This is a genomic window from Flavobacterium sp. NKUCC04_CG (assembly GCF_019345525.1).
Taxonomy (GTDB): Bacteria; Bacteroidota; Bacteroidia; order Flavobacteriales; family Flavobacteriaceae; genus Flavobacterium.
Genome location: NZ_JAHKRA010000004.1, coordinates 116,294 through 127,472, shown reverse-complemented (window position 1 = coordinate 127,472; position 11,179 = coordinate 116,294). Strand labels below are relative to the sequence as shown.

Annotated in this window: 9 protein-coding genes; 4 read left to right on the top strand and 5 right to left on the bottom strand. The window is 38.1% G+C overall.

What is annotated here, in order from left to right; all coding sequences use genetic code 11:
- The first annotated feature begins 72 nt into the window (after nucleotides 1-72).
- On the top strand, nucleotides 73-729 hold the full coding sequence (locus KO524_RS04570; RefSeq protein WP_219290903.1) for a DNA-binding response regulator: 657 nt from the start codon (nucleotides 73-75) through the stop codon (nucleotides 727-729).
- Between the two features lie 104 nt (nucleotides 730-833).
- Here the strand turns inward: KO524_RS04570 and acnA are convergent, their stop codons facing one another.
- The 3 genes from acnA to KO524_RS04555 form a co-directional block, all read right to left on the bottom strand.
- Nucleotides 834-3,569, bottom strand: coding sequence for an aconitate hydratase AcnA (gene acnA, locus KO524_RS04565; RefSeq protein ID WP_219291209.1), 2,736 nt, complete (start codon nucleotides 3,567-3,569; stop codon nucleotides 834-836).
- Between the two features lie 265 nt (nucleotides 3,570-3,834).
- On the bottom strand, nucleotides 3,835-4,473 hold the full coding sequence (locus KO524_RS04560) for an ATP-binding cassette domain-containing protein (protein ID WP_219290900.1): 639 nt from the start codon (nucleotides 4,471-4,473) through the stop codon (nucleotides 3,835-3,837).
- Entirely contained in the window at nucleotides 4,460-5,368 is a 909-nt protein-coding gene (locus tag KO524_RS04555; protein ID WP_219290898.1) for a hypothetical protein, read from the bottom strand. The genes KO524_RS04560 and KO524_RS04555 overlap by 14 nt, the downstream gene beginning before the upstream one ends.
- 183 nt (nucleotides 5,369-5,551) lie before the next feature.
- On the opposite strand from KO524_RS04555, the gene KO524_RS04550 reads away from it, so the two are divergent.
- Both KO524_RS04550 and KO524_RS04545 read left to right on the top strand, forming a co-directional pair.
- Nucleotides 5,552-5,989: a hypothetical protein gene (locus tag KO524_RS04550; RefSeq protein WP_219290895.1), complete on the top strand. Its 438-nt coding sequence runs from the start codon at nucleotides 5,552-5,554 to the stop codon at nucleotides 5,987-5,989.
- Nucleotides 5,990-6,061: 72 nt separating this feature from the next.
- Nucleotides 6,062-6,538 (top strand): glutathione peroxidase, encoded by a 477-nt coding sequence (locus tag KO524_RS04545; RefSeq protein ID WP_219290893.1) that lies wholly within the window; start codon nucleotides 6,062-6,064, stop codon nucleotides 6,536-6,538.
- A 150-nt stretch (nucleotides 6,539-6,688) separates the two neighbouring features.
- On the opposite strand, the gene KO524_RS04540 is transcribed toward KO524_RS04545, so the two are convergent.
- Nucleotides 6,689-7,531 (bottom strand): tetratricopeptide repeat protein, encoded by an 843-nt coding sequence (locus tag KO524_RS04540; RefSeq protein WP_219290891.1) that lies wholly within the window; start codon nucleotides 7,529-7,531, stop codon nucleotides 6,689-6,691.
- 280 nt (nucleotides 7,532-7,811) lie between these two features.
- On the opposite strand from KO524_RS04540, the gene KO524_RS04535 reads away from it, so the two are divergent.
- On the top strand, nucleotides 7,812-8,585 hold the full coding sequence (locus KO524_RS04535; protein WP_219290888.1) for a DUF4292 domain-containing protein: 774 nt from the start codon (nucleotides 7,812-7,814) through the stop codon (nucleotides 8,583-8,585).
- A 120-nt stretch (nucleotides 8,586-8,705) separates the two neighbouring features.
- Here KO524_RS04535 and KO524_RS04530 read toward each other — a convergent pair whose 3' ends face one another.
- Nucleotides 8,706-11,171: an FG-GAP-like repeat-containing protein gene (locus tag KO524_RS04530; protein WP_219290885.1), complete on the bottom strand. Its 2,466-nt coding sequence runs from the start codon at nucleotides 11,169-11,171 to the stop codon at nucleotides 8,706-8,708.
- Nucleotides 11,172-11,179: the final 8 nt, after the last annotated feature.

Here is an 11,179-nt window from a genome sequence, read left to right as displayed (position 1 = left end):
CCTTTATCCTTTCAAAAGAAAAATTTCCTATGTCGTTCTTGCGATTAAATAATTCCATTTCAAAATAGCATTATGAATATCCTAATTGTCGATGACCACCCTTTAACTGTTGAAGGATATCACTTTTCCATTTCAAAACACCCCTTTTTTCAAAATAACACGCTTTTTTCAAAGGCTTACGATTGCGAGTCTGCCTTTCATTTAATCAATAAATCCCTAGAGAGACAACTGCCTTTTGACCTAGCTGTTATAGATTTTGGATTGCCTGCTTATGAAAAAATGAATCTTAAAGACGGTGCGGCATTAGCACATTATATTATGGAGTCGCTTCCAAATTGTAAGATTGCTATTATCACCGCACATACCGAAGTCATTATCATCTACGACATTATTAAAAACACCCGCCCACATGCCCTAGTGGTTAAAAATGACATCACGCCCGACAACCTACCCTTGTTGTTGATTGATATTTTAAATGGCATAGCCTTTCAAAGTGAAACCGTAAAAAAATGCAATCAGGAAATTTGGAAAAAAGAACTGATGTTAGACGATAACAACCGACTGATTTTATTACACCTCTCCAAAGGAAATAAACTCAACGATCTGCATCTTTTAATTCCATTGGCTCCGGCAACCTTAAAAAAACGAATCAATAAGATGAAAGAGGCTTTTAATGTTTCCGACACCAACTGCTTAATTCAAGAAGCATTTAAACAAGGCTTTGTTTAGAACTACTTATCAAATTTGGAACACCCTTTTACGCGAAAGAACGCAAAACAAAAGGGCCATCTTGGAAGACAGCCCTTTTGGTTAACATTAAAATTTTCGCTTTATTATCTCTTTAGATAATCGCGTAAAACATATTGAAGAATACCTCCATTTTTATAGTACTCGATTTCAATCGCCGAGTCAAAACGAGCCAAAACTTCGAACTCTATTTTCTCACCCGATTTCTTTTCAGCCGTTACGCGCATGTGTTTATGTGGTTTTAAATCATTGGCCAATCCTGTGATTGTAATGATTTCCGTTCCGTCTAAGCCCAGCGAAGTTGCCGTAGCTGGTTTTATAAATTCCAGTGGCGCTACTCCCATTCCAACTAAGTTACTACGGTGAATTCGCTCAAAACTCTCTGCTATTACCGCTTTAACTCCTAGCAAAAAGGTTCCTTTTGCAGCCCAATCTCGAGACGAGCCACTGCCGTATTCCTTTCCTGCAAATATTACTAAAGGCGTTTTATCCGCCTGATACTTCTCTGCCGTTTCAAAAACCGTCAACGATTCTCCAGTTGGCAAATACGTACTATACCCGCCCTCGCGTTGTGCTACCTTATTTTTAATTCTCACATTGGCAAAAGTACCGCGCATCATCACTTCGTGATTTCCACGGCGCGAGCCATAAGAATTGAAATCCTTAGGTTCAACACCTTGCGACATCAAATATTTTCCAGCCGCCGATTCTTGATTAAAAGACCCTGCAGGAGATATATGGTCGGTAGTCACTGAATCACCTAGATACAGCAATACACGTCCTTGATTGATGTCTGAGGTTGGCAATACTTCTTCACTGATGTTTTCAAAGAAAGGTGCTTCTCGAACATATGTAGAATTTGGATTCCATTCAAATTTTTGTCCTAAAGGCGCTTGTAAATCTTTCCAATCCTGTTCTCCTTCGAAAATAACACCATAAACTTCATCGAAGTCTTCTTTTTTCATTGCTGTACTGATCACTTCATTGATTTCTTCCTGAGTAGGCCAAATATCTCTTAAGTAAACCGGCTCTCCATTCGGATCATAGTCCAAAGGATCGTTGATTAAATCGATATCCACCCGACCTACCAAGGCATAAGCAACCACCAACATAGGCGACATCAAAAAATTCATCTTTACTTGCGAATGCACACGAGCTTCAAAGTTTCTATTCCCAGATAATACCGATGCTACAACCAAATCTTCTTTGTCAACCGCTTCTGCAATATGCGGAGGTAAAGGACCGCTGTTTCCAATACATGAGGTACATCCGTATCCAACGGTATGGAATCGCAGGGCCTCCAAATCTTCTGACAATCCGGAGCGCTCCAAATATTTTGTCACTACTTTAGATCCGGGTGCCAAACTGGTTTTAACCCATGACTTGGTTCGCAAACCGCGTTCAATAGCTTTACGCGCTACTAAGCCCGCCCCAATCATTACATCCGGATTGGATGTGTTGGTGCAACTGGTAATCGCTGCAATAACGATGCTACCATCACTCAATATATATTCCTTGTTTTTTAATTTTATACGTACCGAACGCATCGTATCCGTTGCCACTTCAATACCTGTAGCTCGATTGGGAATCGGATTGTCTTCAAAACGAAATTCCGTTCCGGAACCGCCCTCCTCAAGCCAAGTTTGTTCGCGACGCTCTTTTACAGAAACATAAGCCCTGTTGTGTTCGTCTGCCAGCAATTGAGAAAATGCCGTAGCCACATCCTTTACAAATATTTTGTCTTGTGGACGTTTAGGTCCAGCTATTGTTGGAATTAATGTATCTAAATTCAATTCCAATACATGGCTATAAACGATCTTATCCTCATCCACTCTCCACAACAAATTCTCCTTACAATACTCCTCAACCAATTTAATCTGTTCGTCAGAACGATTGGTTTTACGCATATAATTTAAGGTTTGATTGTCAATTGGAAAATAGGTTACGGTACAACCAAATTCTGGCGACATATTGGAAATGGTTGCTCTATCAGTTACCGACAAATGATCCAATCCTGATCCAAATACCTCAACAAATTTACCAACCACTCCATAATCGCGTAGCAATTTAGTGATGGTCAGCACCATATCCGTAGCCGTAGATCCCTGCGGAATCTTTCCTGTCAATTTTAAACCAACCACTTCAGGGCAGGTAAAATAAATGGGTTGACCCAACATGGCTGCTTCCGCCTCTATACCTCCAACTCCCCAAGCAATTACTCCAATCCCATTGACCATAGGTGTATGAGAATCGGTACCTACTAAGGTATCTGGAAATGCCCAACCGTCGCGCTTTATCACTCCTTGAGCCAAATATTCTAAGTTGACTTGATGGCATATTCCCATCCCCGGCGGAACAACGGTAAAGTTGTTCATTCCTTGTTGTCCCCACTTTAAAAGTTCGTAGCGCTCTGAATTTCTTTCATACTCCTTTTCGACATTCTTCTCGTAGGAATAATCCGTTCCAAAAAAATCAACTTGGACCGAGTGGTCAATAACCAAGTCAACCGGAATTGCAGGGTTAATTTTATTTCCATCCTTACCCTTTCTAATAAACTCGTCACGTAAGGAAGCCATGTCAACCACAGCAGGTACACCGGTAAAATCTTGCATTAATACCCTTGCTGGCTTAAAGGGAATATCTTTGTCGGTTCCCTTGGGATCCCAATAGGTAAGCGTGTCCAAATGTTCGTCTGTAACCACAAATCCATCGTGATTCCTCAATACATTTTCCAATAAAATCCGAATAGAAAAGGGCAATTTTGAAATCGGTTTCCCTTCCTCTTGCAGTTTCCTTAAAGAAGCTATTTTATAATCCATAATCTGTTAGTATTTTTGTTCCCTCTAATTTACAAAACAAAGTCGATCAACGCCTTATGTTTTATTATTTTTATGAAAAGTTCAAATAAGACTTCTTTTATTCTATATTCAACAACTTATGCCGCTTTCACTTCCCACTTATGCAAAGGAAAACAGCGCCAAAAAGGTCAATGAAATGCTCTCACTTAAAAATAAGCTTTAACCGGAATCGTAAGCGAATAAAAATCAGTCGCTTTAAAGCTAAAAAAGCCCTGTATTTTCGAAGAATTTACTTTTTAAGGAAAAGCGTATTTTGAATTTGGTTGTAGTCTTGCGGAAGAAACTCCAACAATTGTTTGTCGTTTACTACAAAGATTTTCTCGCAATGTTGATATAAAACATCAATGATATGAGAGGAGATAATGACGATACTGTTTTCTGCTAACTGGAGTATCTTTTTCATCAGTATATAATTGGATTCTATATCCAATCCATTAAAAGGCTCGTCCAGAAAGTAGGCTGCATATTCCTTTTGAAAAACCGCATTGATAAATACTTTCTTTTTCATTCCGGTCGAAAATTCTCGGATTAATTTATCCTTGGGCAATTCGAACAAATAATCAATTTTGGTATTTTCCAAATTCAATAATTCTCGGTAAAAGCTATAAAACTCTGCAGCAGTAAGTTCGTCGTACACCAGAGGTTCTGCTGGACACCACGCTATTTTCTGTAAGCTGGTTTTTTCCTGATTAAGTTCTGCCGTTCCGTTAAATTTCTCCAAACCGAGCACCGATCGAAACAGGGTGGTTTTACCCTGGCCGTTCTTACCCACAAGTCCATAAACTCCGGCTTTATTTATAGTCAAGGTAATATTTTCCAATACGACACTTGTTCCGTATTTCTTTTCTAGAATCTCAATCTTCAACATACTTGATCCAATTAATATTTTTAACCGCTTTTTTATAAAGGAAGGGCAGCACCAGCAAGGGAATGCCATAGGCACTCACCGTCAAGGCCATATAAAACACAAAAAACAATTGTTGCTGTAAGGGGTTGTTAAAAAACAAATAACGCAATATGGTATTAATAGCAGCGGCAATAAGGGGTAAAAACAACATATATAACAAACTCCATTTAAAAAAAAGAATCAGCAAAATCAGTAAAGGCAATACAAAAATCAAAGTATTTATCACATTGATTTGCACTTGTTTTTCCAAATAAGTACGGGCGTCCCTTGTAGATAACTTTAACTCCTCCACGCGCTCTTTCTCAAAAGAAGGCACACAAGCAAGTACCGTCAGCAGCAACACCAAAGCTGTAATCAAGTTCTCATTTTGATAAGCATTAGCCAAAAACACCACGCCCACAGTTAAGGGGCAAACGATAAGAAATTTGTATTTGCGGAAACTGATGGTCCAAAACGGATCGATTAGGCGAAACGGATATTTAAGCGTGATTCCGTTTCTTTTGGGTAAACTGATAAAGCCGTAAATAGTCAAAAACAATATAGAAATCCACCACCACTCTGCTTTACATACCAATACGACCAACATAGGCAGCATGTAAATCAGATATTCAATAAAAAGGACTGCTTTATAAGACTTTACTAATTTCAACAATTCGATATCTTTCCTATTCCAATGATAAATAAGGCATTCTATAAAAAACAACAAATTATAATATTTTAGCTTTTCATAATGGTTAAAAATCACAAAGGCAACGGCAATATAGGCGAGAATCACCATGGAAACGGCTAAATAATCACCTTTTGAAAAGACTTTCCTAAAGCGAATTATCATAAAATAAAACAGCAACTTACCCATAATTTTACAAATAATTAACTGAGAATCTGCTTTTTAAGAAACCTCATAACAATATTCAAATAAAAGGTTTTTTAAGTATAATACGCTTGTTTTTATTCATTTTTTTTTATCTTTCCCTATATAAAAACTCCTAGAGAACTCAAAAGCCCCGAAATTCCTTTCTAATCTAAAAAAGTGAAATTCATGGAAAAATATGACATCATTCCTCAACCTCCCTTATCCGAAAAATATACGTTTTTAGTCGATGATATTTCCGACAATCAAGATTATGGTGCTACCACGGATATTCAAAAGATTGACTACAACCGTTCGGTACTTGGCGAAGCCTTTAATATAGAAGTCAACCTCAGTTTGCTGATGACCGAACACGATGGAAATACCTTTGTATTTGATTTGGGATATTTTGTGGTGGTGTTTGAAATCAGTAAAACTCAAAAGGAAGGACATATGGCCTTTTATCACTGTTTAGTCGATATTAGTCGTAAAGAATTATTCGAACTGTTTTCGAAACGTTATACGGTTGATATTGCGCTTAAATGGATAGAGGTCTATGATTTTATATTGAGTGACTTGCATCCCGACCGAGACAATGTTCAACTATGCAAACCCCAACAATCCTAAAAAAGTGCTGTTAAGCCCTGCATATGCCATTCCTTTTTATGCTATCTTTGAATAACTCCTTAAAATCAAAGTATGTCGGTTTATGATTTTTCAGCAAAAGACGCCAAAGGCGAATCGATTTCCCTTTCTAATTATAAGGGAAAAGTACTTTTAATTGTCAATACAGCCACCGCTTGTGGTTTTACACCACAATACCGAGAATTACAAGAGCTTTATCTCAAACACCAAAAGGAGGGTTTTGAGATATTGGACTTCCCTTGCAATCAATTTAAAAATCAAGCAGCAGGTAGCGATGCTGAACTGGCTTCCTTTTGTGAACTCCACTATCAAACCACCTTTAAAACCTTTGGTAAAATAAAGGTTAACGGAACGGAAACCCATCCTCTTTTTGCCTATCTCAAAGCGCACAGTCGCGGTTTTTTAGGTCAACGAATCAAATGGAATTTCACTAAATTCTTAATTGATAGAAACGGAAGAGTTGTCGGTCGATTTGGGCCCATTACCTCACCTTCCAAAATAGAAACAGCTCTTGTTGAACTATTTACGTAACGTCTTAGCTCACCAATTCCATGTAACTTGCTCTAAATCGATTTTCTTGTATATTGTTCCTGATTATTCTCCTATTCAGGAAGCTCTTCACTTTTTAAGAACAGGTGGATTGCTCCATGCAAAGGAAATCAATAGTCGATTGAACTTATTTTAATTACAAAGTTTTTTTAACTCCTCATAATCTTTGTCTGATTGAAAGTCTTTTTGAAGTGCTATATCTAACTTTAAAATCTTATTCATATCGATACATGCCTTTTCAGTATCGCCCATTTTCATCCAAATTTTTGCTCTATTAAAAATCCCTAGAGCAAAATCACCTTTTAGTTCTATAGCCTTATTAAGGTCTAACAAAGCTTTATCATATTCCTGCATCAAGGTATACAGATTTGCACGGGAGTTATAAAACAGATATGCTTCATCTACGTTCGAATATTCTAATAGAATAATTTCATAGCCCATTAAAGCCGCATCATAATTTTTTAATTTTACATTGACATCAATTAATGCCTCCAGAGTCTTAAGATCAAGGGTATCGTGGTTTAATTGTTTTTCGAAATCTTTTTTAGCCAATTCATTTTTCTGTTGTAATCTATAAGTAAGGCCCCTTTCCAAATAGACCGAATGAAATGCCGAATTTTGACTAATTACTTCGGTATAATCGGCTATCGCCTTCTCTATATTACCATCTCCTCTATATGCATTTGCTCGTGCGAATAATATATATAACTCCCCCCCATTTTCTAACGCCTTTGTATAGTCACTTATAGCCAACTTATAATTCTTTTGAGCCACATAAGCGTTTCCTCTGCTATAATAAGCAACAGGACTCTTTGAATCCATTTTTATGGATGCGGTAAGCAATTCCAATCCCTCGGCAGTATCACCCATCTTTAAAGCAGCAATCCCATCATTATTTAAATCAACTGCCGTCGCCTGAGAAAAAGCCGTGGTCGATATCATCAATAAAATCAAAACTAGTACCTTATTTTTCATCTATAATTCTTTTAAATTTTAATTGCTATTTTTTACGCTTTCTGAAATCAATGCTTTTAGTCTGAGAGATGACCCACTATAACTTTTACCCAATTTCGAAATTAGAGTTCCTTTATTATTTAAAACAAACCAAGCCCCTATTTGGTAAAAATACATTAAATTCACAAAATATCAACGAATAATTTTCTAATTTACTCCCTAGCACCAACTGAGAACCATCAATCACCCAGAAAAATCCCACTTTATTTTTACTATATTCGAATAAATATCAATTCCTATCATGAAAAAAACTGCCATTTTACTCTTTATATTTATCGGACTGCTAGGTTGTAAAAGTGGTAAAAATGCTTTTATCTGGAACGAATCTGCAGCAAAAAATGTAAAGACTTCGCTGTTTATTTTAAACGAACACGCCAAAAACGCACAAAACTTTGAAACCGCAATAATCAAAGGAACCGCTACTTATATTTCCGACTCTCAAAATCAAGATTTAGGCATGGATGTGCAAATCGAAAAAGACAAACAAATCTTAATCAACCTTCGCGTTAAGGGTTTTCCCGTAGCCAAAGCGTTAATTACTCCCGATAAAATCAGTTACTACAGCAGACTAAACAATCGTTTTTTTGAAGGAGACTATGCCGTTTTAACCCGTATTCTAGGACAAGAACTTCACTACAATCAATTGCAAAATCTTTTGTTGGGACAAGTATTGGACAGTAAATCCGAGGATCAATTTATCACAAGTATCGAAAATGGCTTACACAAACTCAGCCCTATTGAATTAGAAAAGATCCAAGCTACTTACTATTTTGAGGATAAAAACAGCCTACTTAAGAAAGAGGAAATCACCGAAGCCGATACCGATCGCAAACTGACCATCACTTACCCCAAACATCAAAAGATAAACGATTATATAGTGCCCGAACAAATCCATATATTGGCCGAACAAATCAGTACAATCAGCCTGAATCTATATTACAAAAAAATCACCTTTAATGAACCCTTGGCGATAAAGTATAAAATACCTTCCGATTCTAAACGTATCGATTTATAAAGCAATACGCCTTTTATTTCCTAAAAAAACCTCGAGCATTTTACACCCGAGGCCTTTTCAACTAACTAATCTACTCTATATTGTAGAATATTATTCCCTCAAAGGGAATCTTACTTAAATCTATTTTTTTATAATTTTAATGGTTTTTTGAATAGATGCTGTTTTAATTCTAACCATATAACTACCGGTTGCCATGGCTGATAAATCCACAGTGACCTGTTTGTTATTTTCCGTTTTATTGACAAGCTGTTGTCCTACTAAATTAAATACTTGTATTTCCGTTATCTCCGAATCCGAAGAAATATGTAGTATGTCTTTTACGGGATTTGGGTAAAATTTAAAATCCGTACGCTCGAAATTGTCCACCGATAACGTACTGTTTATTTCAACCGCTATTTCAGCAAATTTAGCCGTATCTTCAACAGAGGTTGCCCGTATAATCACCGGACCATTGGCCAAGGCCGTAACTAGTCCGTTTTGATTTACCCCTGCAAATCGCTGTCCTTGTACAACCAACCACGTCACTTCTTGGCTTACTGCTGCTGGATTTACACGGGCCACCAATTGGAGGGTTCCATTTTCTATAGTGATTTTTGGTTCCACCTGGTTTTCAGTAGTAACAGTAACACTTTCTACGGTTACCACTACTGTTTCTTCGACTATATTTACAGTATAATCCTCAATTTGTCCGTAGTAGGCATCGGTACAAGCGTCAAATTCGCCTGCTTCGTAAACATTCCACATATCTTTAATAATGCGCATTCGCGTTTGTCCCAATAACGCGTTTGGCGGTACCGTAATTGGTATAACAGCCGTTACGTTATCCAGTCCGTTTGACGGTAACAAAGACACCGTATAGTATTCGCGTTGCATATCAAAAAGAAAGTCTTGATTCCAGTCGATAAACACGCGGATGTCGTGTTCAAAATTTCCATTTGTATTGCCTTTTACCGTAAGCGAATAGGTTTTTCCCTGTTCTAAAGTGGCTGTCATTGCAGTAAAGTCTTCATAAGCCGGACTGCCGTCGATCACCGCAGAGGTGGCGTTATTTAGATCGGCTATATTGACTAAAGTAATCGGTTCTATATTGAATTCAACCGTAATATCACAATAGCCCTGTTCGATTACTGCTGCATCGATGGTGATCTCGATTTCATCAAATTTAGTTGCATCAGCGATAGCCGTTGCACGAACAACTACAGTTCCATTTGCACCCGCAGTTACCAATCCATTTTGGTTTACAGTTGCCCAGTTTGCGCCAGTTGTTATAGACCAAGTAACCCGTTGATTTGCTTGAGTCGGATTGACTACAGCAACCAACTGTAAGGTTCCGTTAACCGTATTTATCACAGGCTCCGCCTCATCTACTGTAGTCACTGCAACAGTTTCCACTTCGGCAGTGGGCTGGTTGTTGTTAATATATAAGGCTGTAAGCCCATCATCGCCTGTATAACCCACAGTAAGCAAATCCAACAAACCGTCGTTGTTATAATCAAACCATTTGGCCTTACTCATGTTTAAACCGCGTACCAATGCCGCGGTATCCAAATCTTCGACCAAATTACCCGTGCCGTCATTTAAATAAAATAGGGTGGTGTTTTGTCCACTCGGATTGGACCCAATGGAAAACACATCCATATGTCCGTCGTTGTTGTAATCTACCAGCGAGGATGCACCGGTATAGGTGCCCGTTAAACTGTGGTTAGAAGGTGAGAAATTTCCGTTTCCATCATTTAGATATAGGGTCAGACTGCCCGCGTAAGCCGTATTCATTCCCGAAACCAATACGTCAATACTACCGTCACCGTCAAAATCTTTGGCATCTACAGACGAAAAATAAACGCCATTTATACCGCTGGTTTGCGCCTCAAAAACCCCTGCTCCACGGTTGATATATAAGGTAGCACTTGGCGTATAACTGGTATTAAAACCCGTTACCAATATATCCGGACGACCGTCACCATCAGCATCAAAAATGGCAGAAGCACTAAAATAGGTGCCGGTTAAGACGTTGTTGGACTCCGTAAAATTCCCATCCCCATCTTGAAAATAAATTTTTGATATATATGTATTTCCGCTAATCCCGTTAACAAACAAATCAGCCATACCGTCGCCGTTTAAATCGGCAATCTTTAAAGAGCCGTAACTCGCCGCCGCAATGCCCGTCGAATCGTTTTTTGTAAAGGTACCGTCACCGTTGTTATAGTAAATTTCAAATACTTGTACTTGAGGCGTATCGGGTTGGTTCTTTACTCCCATTATTGCAAAATCTTCCAAGCCGTCGCCGTTGAGATCGCCGGTTGCAATAGAAGAATACATGATTAATGAAAATTCCTGCCCCAACAAGCTAAGTTGTCCGGAATCATTTCGGTAAAGCGCTGTATGTCCGGACTCATATCCAGACAAAGCTCCCGAAGCAATTATGCTCGGATAGGAATCGTTGTTGAGATGTATTGCTGCGCAATCCCCATAAAAAACACCTTGCATTGGGGTTTCGGAATACAGGCTAAATTGCTGGGCAAATCCACTGTAAATTTGACCGAATAAGGCGGTAATCAGTATTAATATGTAGTTTATTCTTTTCATACTTTACT

Bases quoted from the DNA above. Each gene is read 5' to 3' on its own strand.
- KO524_RS04570 (WP_219290903.1), top strand. From the start codon at position 73: ATGAATATCCTAATTGTCGATGACCACCCTTTAACTGTTGAAGGATAT.
- KO524_RS04560 (WP_219290900.1), bottom strand. From the start codon at position 4,473: ATGTTGAAGATTGAGATTCTAGAAAAGAAATACGGAACAAGTGTCGTA.
- KO524_RS04555 (WP_219290898.1), bottom strand. From the start codon at position 5,368: ATGGGTAAGTTGCTGTTTTATTTTATGATAATTCGCTTTAGGAAAGTC.
- KO524_RS04550 (WP_219290895.1), top strand. From the start codon at position 5,552: ATGGAAAAATATGACATCATTCCTCAACCTCCCTTATCCGAAAAATAT.
- KO524_RS04545 (WP_219290893.1), top strand. From the start codon at position 6,062: ATGTCGGTTTATGATTTTTCAGCAAAAGACGCCAAAGGCGAATCGATT.
- KO524_RS04540 (WP_219290891.1), bottom strand. From the start codon at position 7,531: ATGAAAAATAAGGTACTAGTTTTGATTTTATTGATGATATCGACCACG.
- KO524_RS04535 (WP_219290888.1), top strand. From the start codon at position 7,812: ATGAAAAAAACTGCCATTTTACTCTTTATATTTATCGGACTGCTAGGT.
- KO524_RS04530 (WP_219290885.1), bottom strand. From the start codon at position 11,171: ATGAAAAGAATAAACTACATATTAATACTGATTACCGCCTTATTCGGT.